General features: G+C 69.6%; 15 protein-coding genes. 9 read left to right on the forward strand and 6 right to left on the reverse strand.

Features of this window, described 5'->3' with window-relative positions; all coding sequences use genetic code 11:
* Positions 1 to 21: 21 nt before the first annotated feature.
* The 4 genes from LDO27_RS04275 (at position 22) to LDO27_RS04290 (ending at position 7,228) form a co-directional block, all read left to right on the forward strand.
* Positions 22 to 1,347: a TolC family protein gene (locus tag LDO27_RS04275; RefSeq protein ID WP_224039880.1), complete on the forward strand. Its 1,326-nt coding sequence runs from the start codon at positions 22 to 24 to the stop codon at positions 1,345 to 1,347.
* A gap of 15 nt (positions 1,348 to 1,362) precedes the next feature.
* Positions 1,363 to 2,613 (forward strand): efflux RND transporter periplasmic adaptor subunit, encoded by a 1,251-nt coding sequence (locus LDO27_RS04280; RefSeq protein WP_222206939.1) that lies wholly within the window; start codon positions 1,363 to 1,365, stop codon positions 2,611 to 2,613.
* A gap of 12 nt (positions 2,614 to 2,625) precedes the next feature.
* Complete coding sequence (locus tag LDO27_RS04285) at positions 2,626 to 5,802, forward strand: CusA/CzcA family heavy metal efflux RND transporter (RefSeq protein WP_224039882.1); 3,177 nt, start codon at positions 2,626 to 2,628, stop codon at positions 5,800 to 5,802.
* Between the two features lie 121 nt (positions 5,803 to 5,923).
* The gene (locus tag LDO27_RS04290) at positions 5,924 to 7,228 is read left to right on the forward strand and encodes a hypothetical protein (protein WP_224039884.1); all 1,305 of its coding nucleotides are present in this window, start codon (positions 5,924 to 5,926) and stop codon (positions 7,226 to 7,228) included.
* 74 nt (positions 7,229 to 7,302) lie between these two features.
* Here LDO27_RS04290 and yjdN read toward each other — a convergent pair whose 3' ends face one another.
* The 3 genes from yjdN to LDO27_RS04305 form a co-directional block, all read right to left on the reverse strand.
* Positions 7,303 to 7,719, reverse strand: a complete 417-nt coding sequence (gene yjdN, locus LDO27_RS04295; RefSeq protein WP_224039886.1) for a VOC family metalloprotein YjdN — start codon at positions 7,717 to 7,719, stop codon at positions 7,303 to 7,305.
* Between the two features lie 89 nt (positions 7,720 to 7,808).
* Complete coding sequence (locus LDO27_RS04300) at positions 7,809 to 9,185, reverse strand: heavy metal sensor histidine kinase (protein ID WP_377747383.1); 1,377 nt, start codon at positions 9,183 to 9,185, stop codon at positions 7,809 to 7,811.
* 56 nt (positions 9,186 to 9,241) lie between these two features.
* On the reverse strand, positions 9,242 to 9,916 hold the full coding sequence (locus LDO27_RS04305) for a heavy metal response regulator transcription factor (RefSeq protein ID WP_222206943.1): 675 nt from the start codon (positions 9,914 to 9,916) through the stop codon (positions 9,242 to 9,244).
* A gap of 220 nt (positions 9,917 to 10,136) precedes the next feature.
* Between LDO27_RS04305 and LDO27_RS04310 the strand changes: the two genes are divergently transcribed.
* On the forward strand, positions 10,137 to 10,580 hold the full coding sequence (locus LDO27_RS04310; protein WP_224039888.1) for a hypothetical protein: 444 nt from the start codon (positions 10,137 to 10,139) through the stop codon (positions 10,578 to 10,580).
* Between the two features lie 20 nt (positions 10,581 to 10,600).
* Here LDO27_RS04310 and LDO27_RS04315 read toward each other — a convergent pair whose 3' ends face one another.
* Positions 10,601 to 10,945 carry an H-NS family nucleoid-associated regulatory protein gene (locus LDO27_RS04315; protein ID WP_224039890.1) on the reverse strand — a complete coding sequence of 115 codons (345 nt, stop codon included), beginning with the start codon at positions 10,943 to 10,945 and terminating at the stop codon, positions 10,601 to 10,603.
* Positions 10,946 to 11,346: 401 nt separating this feature from the next.
* Here LDO27_RS04315 and LDO27_RS04320 point away from each other — a divergent pair, with 401 nt between their 5' ends.
* Positions 11,347 to 11,610, forward strand: coding sequence for a hypothetical protein (locus LDO27_RS04320; RefSeq protein ID WP_222206946.1), 264 nt, complete (start codon positions 11,347 to 11,349; stop codon positions 11,608 to 11,610).
* A gap of 199 nt (positions 11,611 to 11,809) precedes the next feature.
* Here the strand turns inward: LDO27_RS04320 and LDO27_RS04325 are convergent, their stop codons facing one another.
* Positions 11,810 to 12,172: a c-type cytochrome gene (locus LDO27_RS04325; RefSeq protein ID WP_222206947.1), complete on the reverse strand. Its 363-nt coding sequence runs from the start codon at positions 12,170 to 12,172 to the stop codon at positions 11,810 to 11,812.
* A gap of 155 nt (positions 12,173 to 12,327) precedes the next feature.
* Between LDO27_RS04325 and LDO27_RS04330 the strand changes: the two genes are divergently transcribed.
* The 3 genes from LDO27_RS04330 to LDO27_RS04340 all read left to right on the forward strand — a co-directional run bounded on the left by LDO27_RS04330 (position 12,328) and on the right by LDO27_RS04340 (position 14,160).
* On the forward strand, positions 12,328 to 12,825 hold the full coding sequence (locus LDO27_RS04330) for a hypothetical protein (protein ID WP_224040810.1): 498 nt from the start codon (positions 12,328 to 12,330) through the stop codon (positions 12,823 to 12,825).
* A 133-nt stretch (positions 12,826 to 12,958) separates the two neighbouring features.
* Positions 12,959 to 13,822 (forward strand): NAD(P)-dependent oxidoreductase, encoded by an 864-nt coding sequence (locus LDO27_RS04335; protein WP_224039892.1) that lies wholly within the window; start codon positions 12,959 to 12,961, stop codon positions 13,820 to 13,822.
* A gap of 179 nt (positions 13,823 to 14,001) precedes the next feature.
* Positions 14,002 to 14,160 (forward strand): DUF3309 family protein, encoded by a 159-nt coding sequence (locus LDO27_RS04340; protein WP_222206949.1) that lies wholly within the window; start codon positions 14,002 to 14,004, stop codon positions 14,158 to 14,160.
* 124 nt (positions 14,161 to 14,284) lie between these two features.
* Here LDO27_RS04340 and LDO27_RS04345 read toward each other — a convergent pair whose 3' ends face one another.
* Positions 14,285 to 15,193: a lysylphosphatidylglycerol synthase domain-containing protein gene (locus tag LDO27_RS04345; protein ID WP_224039894.1), complete on the reverse strand. Its 909-nt coding sequence runs from the start codon at positions 15,191 to 15,193 to the stop codon at positions 14,285 to 14,287.
* Positions 15,194 to 15,287 lie beyond the last annotated feature (94 nt).

A 15,287-nucleotide genomic window follows, 5' to 3' on the forward strand; every position in this document is an offset into this window, starting at 1 on the left:
CATTCGATGAGAAAAACCTGCATGCCGCTCGCATTGGCGGCGCTATGGCTCTACGCCCCCGGGGCGTGCGCTGACGCACGCGTGCCGGACGCTGGCGCAATCGCCGCAAATACGCGGCAGGCGCCGCCTCCCGCCCCCGCCCCCGCCTCCGCCGACCCGTTCCGGGCCGCCCGGTCGTCGGCGGCAATCCCTCCCGATGGCGCACTGACGCTGGACGCCGCGCTTGCGCTGGCCACCGAACGCAGCCCGGCGCTGGCGGCCGCCCGCAACGAACTGGAGTCCGCCGAGGGCGGCGTGACCCAGGCAGGCGTGCTGCCCAACCCGGAAGTGGCCGTGCTGATGGAAGACACGCGGCGCGATTCCCGCACGACCACCGCGCAGCTGAACGTGCCACTGGAGCTGGGCGGCAAACGCGCCGCCCGCCTCGGCGCCGCCGGCAAGTCACGCGAACTGGCGCGATCGCAGCTGGCGGCCGCGCGGCTGGAACTGCGCAGCGCCGTCTATGGCGCCTTCTTCGCCATGCTGGTCGCGCAGGAACGTGCGCGGCTGGCGCGGGAAGCCGTGTCGCTCGCCTCCCATGCCTTGCAGGTGGCCACGCGCCGCGTTGCCGCTGGCAAGGCCGCGCCGCTGGAGCAGTCACGGGCCGGCGTCGAACAAGCCAATGCGGCGCTGGAGCAGGCCGATGCCGATGCCGCGCTCGCGCTGGCCCGTCACGCGCTCGCCGCGCTGTGCGGGCTGGCCGACGCCGACATGCCGCCGCTCGCCCGGCCCGAGGACCTTCGGCCCGCGCCGCCGCGGCCGGGCATGGCGCAGCTGAACGACCAGATCGAGCTCGCGCCCGCGCTGGAGGCCAGCCGCATCGAGGTCGAACGCCGTCAGGCGGTGGTCGGCGTCGAGCGCAGCCGCCAGTACCCGGACCTGACGCTGACCGTGGGAACCAAGCGCGACAACGCCAGCGACCGCGGCACCATGCCCGTGATCGGGGTCTCGATCCCGCTGCCGCTGTTCGACCGCAATCAGGGCAACGTCTATACGGCCATGCGCCAGGCGGACAAGGCGGCGGACGAATACCGCGCCACGCGCCTGCGGCTGGGCACCGAGCTGCGGCAGGCGGCGACGCAGCTGAGCGTCTCGCGCACCCTGGCCGACACGTTGCGGCAGGACGTCCTGCCGGCGGCGAACCAGGCCTACGACGCCGCAGTGCGCGGCTTCGAGGCGGGCAAGTTCGCCTTTCTCGACGTGATCGACGCACAGCGCACGCTGCTGCAGGCCCGCATCCGCCATCTGAACGCCATCGCCGCCTCCCACGAGGCCGCGGCCGCCATCGACCGCATTCTCGGTCACTGAACGAGGACAGCCACCATGAAGACGAACAAGCCATCGGGCCTGTCTCGCAGGCAGAAAGCCGCGATTGCCCTGATCGTGCTGGCGGGCCTGCTGGCCGGCACGGCATTGCTGATGACCGGACACGGCGAGCGCCACGATGACCACGGCGGTCACGCGGCAGACACCGCGGCCCACGATCAGCACGAGGACCGCGAGAAGCACGAGGACCACGACCACGCCAAGGGCGCGCCCGCCGCCACGGAGACGGTCGCGATGACCGCAGAGCAGATCCGGGAAGCCGGCATCGCGGTGCGCAGCGCCGGACCGGCGCAACTGGCCGCGACCGTTCCCTTCCCCGGAGAGATCCGGTTCAACGAGGACCGCACGGCACACGTGACTCCGCGCGTCGGGGGCGTGGTGGAAAGCGTGCCCGCCGCGCTCGGGCAGCAGGTGAAGAAGGGCGAGGTACTGGCGGTGATCGCCAGCAGCGCGCTGGCCGACCTGCGCGGCGAATGGCAGGCGGCGCGCCGCCGGCTGGAGCTGGCGCAGTCCACCTACCAGCGCGAAAAGACCCTGTGGCAGGACAGGATCTCCGCCGAGCAGGACTATCTCGCCGCACGCACGGCCATGCAGGAAGCGCGGATCGCCGCCGACAACGCGGCGCAGAAGCTCAACGCCATCGGCGCCGGCACCGCGGACGGCGCCTCCAACCGCTTCACGCTGCGCGCCCCCTTCGACGGCGTCATCGTCGAGAAGCACATCACCTTGGGCGAGGCGGTGGCGGCCGAGACCAATGTGTTCACCCTGTCGGACCTGAGCACGGTGTGGGCCGAATTCTCTATCGCGCCCAAGGATCTGGCGCACGTCCGCGTGGGCGAGCGGGCCAGCGTCGCGTCGGCCGCGCAGGACGGCGCGGTCCAGGGCACGGTGTCGTATGTCGGCGCGCTGCTGGGGCAGCAGACCCGCACGGCCACCGCGCGCGTGACGCTGCGCAATCCGAGCCTTGCATGGCGGCCGGGACTGTTCGTCACGGTCAGCGTCGCCGGCCCGGAGGTGGCATTGCCAATCGCGGTCGAGGCCGAGGCCGTGCAGACCGAGGGCGACCACGCCACCGTATTCGTCGCCGTGCCGGGCGGCTTCGTCGCGCGCAGCGTGCGCACCGGCCGCCGGATCGGCGACCACGTCGAGATCGTGCAGGGTCTGGCGCCCGGCGAGACCTACGCGGCCACCAACACCTTCGTGCTGAAGGCCGAACGCGGCAAGGCCGATGCCGAGCACACCCACTGAGCGGAGCCCATCATGTTCGAACGACTGATCCGCTTCGCCATCGCCCAGCGCTGGCTGGTGATGATCGCCGCGCTGGCCGCGGCGCTGCTGGGCGCGCACAGCTACAGCCGCCTGCCCATCGATGCGGTGCCCGACATCACCAACATCCAGGTGCAGATCAACACCACCGCGCCGGGCTCCTCGCCGCTGGAGACCGAGCAGCGCGTCAGCTATCCCATCGAGACCGCGATGGCCGGCCTGCCGGGACTGGAACAGACGCGCTCGCTGTCGCGCTACGGGCTGTCCCAGGTGACCGTGATCTTCCGCGACGGCACCGATATCCACTTCGCCCGTCAGCTCGTCAACCAGCGCCTGCAGGCGGCGCGCGAGCAGCTGCCCGCCGGCGTCAATCCGCAGATGGGCCCGATCTCCACCGGCCTCGGGGAAATCTACCTGTGGACGGTCGAGGCCGAGGACGGCGCCCGCAAGCCGGACGGCGGCGCCTATACGCTCTCCGATCTGCGCGAGATCCAGGACTGGGTCATCAAGCCGCAGCTGCGCACCGTGCCGGGCGTCACCGAGATCAACACCATCGGGGGCTACGCCCGCGAGTACATGGTCGCCCCATCGCCGGAGACGCTCGCCGCCCATGGCCTGACGCTGCAGCATGTGGTGCAGGCCCTGGAGAAGAACAACGGCAACGTCGGGGCCGGCTATATCGAACGCCACGGCGAGCAGTACCTGGTGCGCGCGCCCGGCCAACTGGCTTCGACCGAGGAGATCGGCGACGTCATCGTCGGCACCGCGCAGGGGCTGCCCATCCGCATCCGCGACGTGGCGCGCGTCGAGCTTGGCCGCGAACTGCGCACCGGCGCGGCCACGGAAAACGGCCGGGAAGTCGTGCTGGGCACCGCCTTCATGCTGATGGGCGAAAACAGCCGCGCGGTGTCCCGGGCGGTCGACGAACGCATGGCGCAGATCAACCGGACCCTGCCGGCCGGCGTGCGCGCCGTCACCGTCTACGACCGCTCCGTGCTGGTGGACCGCGCCATCGCCACCGTCAAGCGCAATCTGCTCGAAGGCGCCGCGCTGGTCATCGCCGTGCTGTTCCTGTTCCTGGGCAACCTGCGCGCCGCGCTGATCGCCGCCCTGGTCATTCCGCTGTCGATGCTGCTCACCTTCACCGGCATGGCGGCGTACAAGGTCAGCGCCAACCTGATGAGCCTGGGCGCGCTGGACTTCGGGATCATCGTCGACGGCGCCGTGGTGATCGTGGAAAACTGCGTCAGGCGCCTGGGCCATGCGCGGCAGCAGGCGGGCCGCGCGCTGACCCGCGCGGAGCGGCTGGAGGAAGTGTTCGCCGCCGCGCGCGAGGCCAGGCGGCCGCTGATCTACGGCCAGCTCATCATCATGGTGGTGTACCTGCCGATCTTCGCGCTCTCCGGCGTGGAGGGAAAGATGTTCCACCCGATGGCGATCACGGTGGTGCTGGCGCTGGCCGCCGCCATGCTGCTGTCGGTGACGTTCGTGCCCGCGGCGCTGGCGCTGTGGCTCGGCGACAAGGTGGACGAGAAGGAGAACCGCCTGATGCGCTGGGCGCGGCGCCACTATGCGCGCGCGCTGGAGGGCACCATCGCCAATGCGCCGGTGGTGCTGACGTTCGCGGCCGTGACCGTGCTGCTGAGCGGGCTCGTCGCCACGCGCCTGGGCAGCGAGTTCATCCCCAACCTGAACGAGGGCGACCTCGCGCTGCAGGCGCTGCGCATTCCGGGCACCAGCCTGAGCCAGTCCGTGGACATGCAGCAGCAGATCGAGCGCAGGCTGGCCGCGAAGTTTCCCGAGATCGAGCGGGTCTTCGCGCGCACCGGGACCGCCGAGATCGCCTCCGACCCGATGCCGCCGAATATCTCGGACGGCTACATCATGCTGCGGCCGCGCGACCAATGGCCCGACCCGGCCAAGTCGCGCGACACGCTGCTCGCGCAGATCCAGGCCGAGGTCGACGAGCTTCCCGGCAACCGCTACGAGTTCTCGCAGCCGATCCAGCTGCGCTTCAACGAGCTGATCTCCGGCGTGCGCAGCGACGTGGCGGTCAAGGTCTTTGGCGACGACCAGGCAGTGCTCGATGCCACCGCGCGACGCATCGCGGCGGCGTTGCAGGCGGTGCCCGGCGCGACCGAGGTCAAGGTCGAGCAGACCACCGGCCTGCCGATTCTCACGGTGGCGGTGGACCGTGCGCGCGCCGCGCGCTACGGGCTCAACATGGCAGACGTACAGGACACCGTGGCGATTGCCGTGGGTGGGCGCGAAGCCGGGACGATCTTCCAGGGCGACCGCCGCTTCGCGCTCGGCGTGCGCCTGCCCGAGTCCGTACGTGCCGATCCGGCGGCGCTCGCGCGCCTGCCGATCGCGTTGCCGGCCGATGCGCGCAACTCGAATGCGGGCACCAGCTACATCCCGCTTGGCGAGATCGCCACCCTCGACGTCGCGCCGGGCCCCAACCAGGTGTCGCGTGAAGACGGCAAGCGTCGCGTGGTGGTGAGCGCCAACGTGCGCGGCCGCGACCTCGGCTCTTTCGTACTGGACGCGCGCGCGGCGTTGGAGCGGCAGGTGGCGATTCCAGCCGGCTACTGGATCGCCTGGGGCGGCACCTTCGAGCAGCTGCAGTCGGCCACCGAACGGCTGCGCATCGTGGTGCCGCTGGCGCTGGTGCTGGTCTTCGGGCTGCTGTTCGCCATGTTCGGCAACCTGCGCGACGGCCTGCTGGTCTTCACCGGCATCCCCTTCGCCCTGACCGGCGGCGTGCTGGCGCTGTGGCTGCGGGGCATCCCGCTGTCGATCTCGGCGGCGGTCGGCTTTATCGCGCTGTCCGGCGTGGCCGTGCTCAACGGTCTGGTGATGCTGTCCTTCATCCGCGGCCTGCGCGAGGGCGGCACGCCGCTGGACGAGGCGATCCGCGTGGGGGCCCTGACACGGCTGCGGCCAGTACTGATGACCGCGCTGGTGGCCTCGCTCGGATTCGTGCCCATGGCCATCGCGACAGGGACCGGCGCCGAGGTGCAACGGCCGCTGGCCACCGTGGTGATCGGCGGCATCCTCTCGTCCACCGCCCTGACCCTGCTGGTGCTGCCCGTGCTGTATCGCTGGGCCCATCGGCGGCGTCCATATGGATTGCCGATGGCCGGGGCCGACGCCGTGCCGCGCGCCTGAAGAGGACGGGAAGAACGGCACGGCTCTTCCCGTTTCCTTTAGCCGGCAGTCAGGACCGATAGTAGCGAGACCACACGCTGGCTACGATCGCCGCTCATCGTCTTTCTCCCTCCAGCACGATATGAGCCCGGTCCTGACCATCACCAAGCAAAGCTACAGCCAGATCGACGAGGCGGCCCGCAAGGCCGCCGAAGCCCAGCGCAATTCCCCCTCCCACAAGAGCCCTCGCTACTTCACGCAGAAGGGTACGGTCCAGCTGGCGGGCCGGCCCGCCCACATCACCTATCAGTACGACGCCCTGGGCCGATCGACCAGCTACGCGCAACTGGACGAGCAACGCGGCCTCGCACGGCGCATCTTCGACAGGTTCCGCGGCATCCAATTCGACGGCACGAAGCGCCTGTCCGCGGGGGAACTGAAGGACCTCCTGCAGCTGGAGGCCGAATTCGACAAGGAAAGATCGCGCTATGCGGAGCAAGTGTTCGCCAAGCCGGATGCAAAGCCGGCGGACGCGGCCGGGACATCCGGGCAAGCGCGGGCCGCGGCCGATTCCGGGCAGCCGCTCGCCGGCCCATCGCATGGCGCCTGGCGTTCCCCCATCACGATGCGCGACCAGACCATCCACACGGTGTTGCGCACGTATGCCGAAACGGCGGATCACTGGCCGCGCGCCGTCCGGCTGCTCCAGACGCCGCGCATTGCGGAGGCCGCGTGGACCAACCCGACAACGCTGCGCAGGCTGCTCGAGGGCTGCCCGGACATGGACGCCGTCAACGCGCTTGCCGCGAGCTATCCGTTCTTCCAGCCGACGGCGGACGTCCCGGCCGATCAGGCAAACGCCTTGCGCACCCAGGCCGGCCTGAAGGCGATGCTCAAGGAACACACGCTGGCCCGTACGGTGGAGAAGAATGTGGTGGCGCTGCTGGCGGACCCCGCCTGCGCCAATGTCCGGTCGTCGTTCGACGCGCTTGCGGCGAAGGGCATCGACACCTCGCTGTTGCACGAGATGCTGCGCGGCCCGCTGCAGATCGTCCGGATGCCCAGGCTGCTCGAGGCGCTCTTCGACAAGGCGGAAAAACTCGACGAAGCGGTCCAGTTGGCCCACGCGCTACCCTGGAACGCCCAGTGGTCCCTGAACCGGCTGCTCAGGCACCCCGGCGTTTCCGACAAGATGGTCCTCGATTGCCACGCGACCATCAAAGAGCACGGCATCGACGCCGTACTCCCTTCGTTGCAACGCTTCCTGACCGGCCGCCTGGACCCGGACGAAGACAGCCCGATGAACCGCTACGCGCGCCATATCATCTGGGGCAACGATGAGGTCCGGGAAGCCCTGGAAAGGGTGACGCGCGAGCCGGGCGCGCCGACGTGGCTGACCCGCTCCCACACGGACTCGGGCAAGCGGGAGGCAATGTCGGAAATCTGAGCCGGACGTGACACGGCCCGCGCAAGGCGGGCCGTTCGGGTGGATGGGCGGGATCCCGGTGCCGGTAGCTGCCGCTACTCGACCACGTTAACCATCCATGGCACGCCGAACTTGTCCTGGACCATGCCGAAGCCCTCGGTCCAGAACGTCTTCTGCAGCGGCATCATCGGCTGGCCGCCCACGGACAGCGCGTCGAAGCGCTGCTGCGCCTCGGCCAGCGTCTTCGCCGTGACCGACATGCTGAAGCCGGTGAACGTCTGGGCCGGCATGCCTGGCATGCCATCGGACATCATCACCTCGTTCTCGCCCATGGTGACGTTGGCGTGCATGATTTTCTCGCCCCACTCCTGCGGCATCGCGGCGGAACCTTCCTGATCGGGGGCCTCGTTGAAGCGCATCTTGTAGGTGACCTGCGCGCCCAGCGCCTCGCCGTAGAACGCCATCGCCTCCTCGCAACGCCCGCTGAAGAAAAGATAAGGCTGTACTTGCATAGCTGTCTCCTCGATGTTGGGGCCGCGACGGGCGCGTCCCCGTCTTGAAAAGGGCGGCGCCGTCCCACAGAACGGCGCCGATGGAGGCATTATGCGCCGGCGGGGCGGAAAGGAAACATCAGCTCGAGCACCGTCTGGCCCGCGTCGCTGCGGGCGGTCGCGTTGCCGCCATGCAGCCGCATGATGGTGTCCACGATCGCCAGGCCCAGGCCCGTCGAGGAAGCGGAATTGCTGCGGGCGGGATCGGCCCGATAGAAGCGGCCGAAGATGTGGGGCAGCGCATCGGGCGGAATGCCCTCGCCGGCATTGGCCACGCTGATGCGCGTGCCCTCGCCGGAGCGCTCCACCGCGAGCACCACGTTGCTGCCCACGGGCGCGTGGCGCAGCGCATTGTCCACGAGGTTCGTCACCGCGCGGCGCAAGAGCGTCTGGTCCGCGCGCACCGCGGCCGCGCCGGTCAGCGTCAGGCTGACCTCGCGGTCCGCCGCGACCGCCTCGAAATATTCCGCCACCTTGTCCAGTTCGGCCCGCGCGTCCAGCAGCCTGACCTCCATGGCCACCTGGGCATGGTCGGCGCGGGCCAGGAACAGCATGTTCTCGATCATGCGCCCAAGCCGGTCGAACTCTTCGAGGTTGGACTCCAGCAGGGTCTCGTACTCCTGGACCGTGCGCGCATGCGCGAGCGTGACTTCGGTCTGCCCGACCAGATTGCTGATGGGCGTGCGGAAATCGTGCGCCAGGTCGGCCGAGAATTCGGACAGCCGCGAGAAGCTGTCCTGCAGCCGGGCCAGCATGCCGTTGAAGGCCTCGGCCAGTTCGCGCAGCTCGGTGGGCTCGGCCGATGCGTCCAGCCGCGTGGCGAGCCGGCTGGTGGTCACCGCCGATGCCTTCTGCGCCATGCGGCGCAATCCGCCGAGCCCGCGGCGCGCGAGCAGATAACCGAGCGCTGCCGCCACCGCGGAGCCGCACAGCGTCGCCCAGAAGATATGGAGCCCGTACTCCTTCATCAGCGCCGCCCGGTAGCCCGCGTCGCGCAGCACCACGATCTCGACGGCCCGGTCGGTATCGCCGAGCTGGCCGAGCGCGGCAATGCCGCGCGAGGCCACGCCATTGCGGGGATACCAGGTCTGCAGCATGCTGCGGTCCGGCATCACCGTGGCCGGCAGCACGCGCAGCGGCGGTACCGACTCGTGGCGCGGATTCAGTGTCACCAGCGGCGCGCCGCGGCGCGTGCGCACCAGCAGGATCAGCCCCTCGTGGCCGAGCGCCAGGTCGGTGAAGCGATGCATGCCCGCTCGCACGTCCTCTTCGGTGGTCACCTCGGACAGCAGATGGCGCACGAGCAGCACCTCGCCCACCAGTTCGTTCTCGTCGCGCTCCTGCAGTTGCGCGGACAGCGCGCAGGCGAGATAGGTGCCCACCGCCACCAGGATCGCCGCCGCGGCGGCGCCGAAGGCCAACGCCATGCGGGCGGTCAGCGAGGCGGGGATCAACCGGTCCAGCACGCGCGGGAACAGCCGGGTCAAGAGGCTGCCTCGTCGAGCACGTAGCCCATGCCGCGCCGCGTGTGGATCAGCTTGCGCTCGAACGGATCGTCGACCTTGGCGCGCAGCCGTCGGATCGACACGTCGACGACATTGGTATTGCTGTCGAAATTCATGTCCCACACCTGCGAGGCGATCAGCGAGCGCGACAGCACCTCGCCACGCCTGCGGGCCAGCAATTGGAGCAGCGCGAATTCCTTGGAAGTCAGTTCGATCTTTTGCCCGGCGCGCGTGACGCGGCGGCGGATGGTGTCGATCTGCAGATCGGCCACGTCGATGATCTCGCTCTCGCGCAGCGGTCCCCGGCGCAGGATGGTGCGGATGCGCACCACCAGTTCGGCGAAGGCGAAGGGCTTGACCATGTAGTCGTCGGCGCCCAGTTCCAGGCCCTTCAGGCGGTCCGCCAGTTCGTCGCGGGCGGTCAGGAACAACACGGGCGTGTCCTTGTCGCGCCGCAGTTCGCGCAGCACCTGCCAGCCATCCATGCCCGGCAGCATCACGTCCAGCACGATCAGGTCGTAGCGCTGGTCGCGCGCATGGGCCAGGCCGTCCACGCCGTCGCTGGCCAGGTCCACCACGAAGCCCGACTCGGTCAGGCCCTTCAACAGATAGGCGCCCGCCTTGGGCTCGTCCTCAACGATCAATATGCGCATTTCACACTGCCTTTCCCGGACGGGCCGGTAAGAGGCCATACCGTACACGAGCGCGGAGCAACTGCCGCGAAGATTGCAAGATTGTCATGTTGGCGTAAGCGGGGCGAGCGGTTGGGCGCCGGTACAATGCCGCTTGTCCCAACGGCCCCGCCCGAGCCATCGCGCGGCCCGCCAGATTTCGCGCACCGGGCCACCGGTCCGGCGCGCCAGCCGTCTCCCGATGAAACGACTCCTGCTCTGCCTGCCGCTGTGCTTCGGCCTCGTCGCCGCGCCGGCCCTTTCCACTCCCAACGTGCCGGCCCACGGCGGCGCGGGCTGCGGCGCCGGCGAACCGGTGGCCGATATCTCGCTGATGGACCGCCACGCGGCGCTCAAGTCAGCCGCCGAGGCCGCCATCGCCGGCCAGGCGCAAGCAACATGCCGTGACGACGGGAAGCCGGCGCCGGACCGCCACGCGGCCGACGCCAGCCATGCCGGGCATCGTCACCATCGCGCGGGCCATCATCGCCATGGCTCGGGCGGCATGTGCGCGGCTACCACGCCGATCGCCCTGCCCGAGCTGATGCAGGCTCATCACGGGCGCGCCACGCCCCGCGCACCGTTCGCGGAACTGGCGGAATCGGCGCCGGCCCTGCCGCTGCACCAGGGCCAGGCCCACTGCTGAAAGACGCCCGGAGCCCGGGCTCATTCGACGCGGTAGAACTCCATCGACTGGCCCGCGTTGACCGCCCGCTGCAACCAGTCGGGCGGCTCGCCGATGCCATCCCACGTCTGGCCCAGCGCATTGCGGTATAGCACCGTACCGGCGCACGGTTCCGCGTGGCCTGGCGCGGGCGGCGCGGCAAGCTGCATGGCATCTGCGGCATCCGGGGCGGGCGGGGGTGGCGACGATCCCACGTCGTCGCTGGCGCTGGAGGCGGCGTCGAAACAGCCGGCGGCTTCCAGATCGTCCAGCGTCAGGCCATGGCGATCCATTCGCTCGCGGATCCACGCCACCGCGGCTTGTCTGGCTTCATCGAACTCGGACATGACTATCTTGAGCGCCCCGGCGGCGGCGAAGACGGCCGGCGAAGCTGAGAGGACAACAGGGAATCGGCACAGGCCGATGGGACTTTTCGGGATTCTACAGGGTGCGGCCAAGGGTCTGTCCGCATCACGCGCCTTTTGCCATGGCCGCGCCGCATGTGCAAGCGATCCGCACAGGAACATGGAAAGGCTGTGGCAGCCAAGCCGCGAAACGTCGAATTACGCAAGACCCGGCCGGCGCAGACACGACAACGGCTCCGGTTGGACTGCCGGAAAGACCCGCCGCAGACCTCTTGCTGCATGACAGCATTGTCATCCTGGAGTCATGTTCCCGTGCTGGGCGGTTTTCTAGACTGCTTCCCACGGCCGGCCCTTTTGGCCGCCGCATCTCCGGAGAAAACTACATGTCCACTCTCAAGCACGCCCTGCTCGCCACGACCCTGGTTGCCACGTTTGCCGGCACGGCAGGCCTGGCCAGCGCCGCCACGACCCGCAGCGTCGATCCGTATTTGGACGGCGCCGCCATCAGCGAACGCGACATCTTCACGGAAGGCGCCCGCACCGGCACCCGCGACCCGTTCACCGACGGCGCCCGCACCGGCACGCGCGATGCCTTCACCGACGGCGCCAACACCACGGTCCGCGATTCGCGCTTCGACGGCGCCTGATGCCGCGCTCGCCGGCCAGCCGTCCTGAACGCACCGCCCCGGCCGCCCACGCCCGCTCGACGATCCCCGGACCCACGCCGGCGCGATCGGGGCGGGCATGCCGCAAGGACCTGCCCGCCTTGCCACCCTGCCTCGCCCTCGCCTGACCGGTTCCGACCCGTTTGCCCTTCCCTGATCGCCGCCCGACCCGGCGCCCCCGCTATTGCGCGGATTGCAGGTAGGCCAGAAGATCCTCGACCTGCCCACGGTCGCCGATGCCGCGAAAGCGCATCGTGGTGCCGGGCACCACATCGCCGGGCGCCCGCACGAACGCCGCCAGCGACTGCGGCGACCAGACGATGCCCGACGCCCTCATCGCCGCCGAATACCGGTAATCCCCGGCGCCTGCGGCCGGCCTGCCGACGATCCCGTGCAGGTGCGGACCGAAGGTGCTGCGCGGCGCCATGCTGTGGCATGACGCGCAGCGGGCCTTGAACAGCGCCCTGCCGGCCTGGATGTCGGGAGCGCCGTGCGCGGCGGCATGGCAGGCCAGGAGCAGTGCGAACGAGAAGGCGTACTTCATGAGGCAAGGTGGAATCGAAGGGGCGCGCGCATTGTAGCGCCGGGCCGTGACGCTTTTCGTTGTAAGCTCCGGGCCTCACCCCGGCAAGGCGGCACGCCCGCCGCCAAGGCGCGCCCGGGAGCAACGACGCAAAAGGACAATACCAGGTGGCATCCCTGCATCAATCCGCGGAGTCCGTCCCCGAGGACGGCGCCGATACCATTCACGAACCGCGCCTGTGGCGCGACAAGGGCTGGACCGCCCGCGTCATCAAGAACGAGGACGGCGACGGCTGGGCGGTCGAGATGATCCGCGACGGCAGCAGCGAACCGGCGCTGGTCGGACCCTGGACCATGGGGCGCAACAAGGTCGATCCCAAGCCGCTCGACGCCACGGCGCACCAGACGCTGGTCAAGACCGCCTCCGAGGTGATCCGCCGCCACGAACAGCAGTTGCACGCGCGCCTGAACAAGCAGGTCGGCATCGACACCGACTCCGGGCCCGTCACCGTCCGGCTGGCCATCACGCCGGACGAGTTCGAGCCCTTCGGCACTCTGACCGCCGTCGATGCGCTTGGCGAGACCCTCGCGAGCGTCAAGGTGGCGCCGGACTTCCGCCTCACGCGCGACAGCGCGCAGCGCTGGGCACAAGGCGGCTTCGACAAGGTGCGATAGGCCCGGCTGCCTTGCACCACCCGCGTATACTCGCGGCCACGAGGCAACGACCTCCGGCGCGCCGCGGCCCTTGCCAGGGCCGGCACAGGGCGCGCCACCCTCTTGCAATCCTCATCTGAAACGGAGCAGCAGTATGCGCGTCGCATTCCTCGGACTTGGCGTCATGGGCTATCACATGGCCGGTCATCTGGCCGACAAGGGCCATCAGGTCACCGTCTACAACCGCACCGCCAGCAAGGCGGAGCGCTGGGTCGCCGAGTTCGGCGGCGCAAGCGCGCCGACGCCGGCCGAAGCCGCGCGGGGCGCCGAGGTGGTGTGCCTGTGCGTGGGCAACGACGACGACCTGCGCTCGGTGCTGGTCGGCGCGGACGGCGCGTTCGGCGGCGCGGCGCGCGACTGCGTGTTCGTGGACCACACCACGGCCAGCGCGAACATCGCGCGGGAGCTGTACCAGGTGGCGCGGGAGCGCGGCCTGCATTTCGTCGATGCGCCGGTGTCCGGCGGGGAAGTCGGCGCGCAGAAAGGCATCCTGACCGTCATGTGCGGCGGCGACCAGGCCGTCTACGATCGCATCGCTCCCGTGGTGGCCGCCTACGCGCGGGCGGTCACGCGCATCGGCGACGCGGGCGCCGGGCAGCTGGCCAAGATGGTCAACCAGATCTGCATTGCCGGCCTGCTGCAGGGCCTGTCCGAAGCCATCGCCTTCGGCGAGCGTTCGCAGCTCGACATGCGCGTGGTGCTGGACGTGATCAGCAAGGGCGCCGCCGGCTCGTGGCAGCTGGAGAACCGCGGTCCGACCATGATCGAGGGCAGGTTCGACTTCGGCTTCGCCGTGGACTGGATGCGCAAGGACCTCGGGCTGTGCCTGGACGAATCGCGCCGCAACGGCGCGACGCTGCCGGTGACCGCGCTGGTGGACCAGTTCTATGCCGACGTGCAGCGCGCCGGCGGCGGGCGCGACGACACGTCCTCGTTGATCAAACGTCTGCGCGATTGAGGCGGGCGCGGCGCAGCCGCCGGTATCGCGGCCGTCGTCCGATTCCTACATCGCTTTCAGCAAGCGCCGGGAGGGAAGACGGGGCACCGGGGCCTATCGTGTAGTCATGCAGTACGGAGCCGCTCTGCCTGGCAGCGGGCAGCCCGCTAACACGAAGGCCACCATCACAAGGAGCCCACATGTCCCTCGGTGCCATTCTTCTTATCGTCCTGATCATCGTGCTGATCGGCGCACTGCCATCGTGGCCGTACAGCAGCGGCTGGGGGTACGGTCCCAGCGGCGGGATCGGCCTGATCGTCCTGATCGTGGTGGCCCTCGTGGTCATGGGACGCATATAGTCGGACAACGACAACGCACGCAGCGGTCATGCGTCAGGGGCGTCTCATCGAGACGCCCCTTCTCGTTTCAGCACTTGCGTTTCGGCGCCTGCGTTTCCCATCTGCACGTCGGGGCCCGCCGCCCTCAGGCGGGCGCCGCGGCGGCCGCCTTGCGGTGGCGCACCTCCATCCAGAAGTACGCGGCCACCGCCGGAGCCATCGGCAGCAGGTAGTACATCGCCCGGTAGGCAACCAGTCCGGCCAGCAGCGCGTGGTGTGGAATCTCGCCGCCCAGCAGCACCAGGAAGACCGTTTCCAGCACGCCCAGTCCGGCGGGGATATGCGCGATGGCGCCGGCCAGGCTGCTGACCAGCACCACGCCGACCACGGCGGACCAGGAAGTCTCGTGCGGCAGCAGGGCATGGATGACGGTGGCGATGGTCAGCCAGTTCACCATCGACAGCGAGCATTGCATCAGCGCGAAGCGCAGCGATGGCAAGTCGAACGTATGGCCGCGCAGCACCAGGTGCCGGCGCTTGGCGAACGCGCAGGCCAGGATATAGCCGATCGCCACCGCCACCAGCAGCACGCCGCCCGCGCGCAGCAGCAGCGGATCGCGGCCCCATTCCTCGGGCAGCACCACGATGCCGGACGACAGCACCACGCCGGCGAGCAGGCAGTAGCCGATCCAGTTGGTTACCACCCCGATCGAGTAGACCTTGGCGATCTGCGGCGTATTGAGTCCCGCATGGGCGTAGAGCCGGTAGCGCAGGCCCAGTCCGCCCACCAGGGCGCCCAGGTTCAGGTTGAAGGCGTAGCTGATATACGCGATGGTCATCACGCGCGAGGCGCGCAGGTGGTGGCCGGCATAGGCCCGGCCCAGCAGGTCGAACGACGCATGCAGGCAATAGCTGAGCACCACCAGCGCGAAGGCCGGGGCCAGCGTGCGCAGCTGGAACGACTGCACCGCGGTCAGCACCGCGCTCCAGTCGATGGTGCTCATCTTGCGGAAGATCAGCACTACCACCAGCGAGACGAACAGGATGCCCAGCACGCGACGCACCAGCGCCCAGCGCGAACGTGGACGCTGGCGGCGCTTGGCCGTGGCAGCAGCGGAGGCCGGGGCCGCCGCTGGAGTCGGAGTCGGT

Origin of the sequence: Cupriavidus respiraculi (assembly GCF_914271545.1) — a bacterium.
Classification (GTDB): Bacteria; Pseudomonadota; Gammaproteobacteria; order Burkholderiales; family Burkholderiaceae; genus Cupriavidus; species Cupriavidus respiraculi.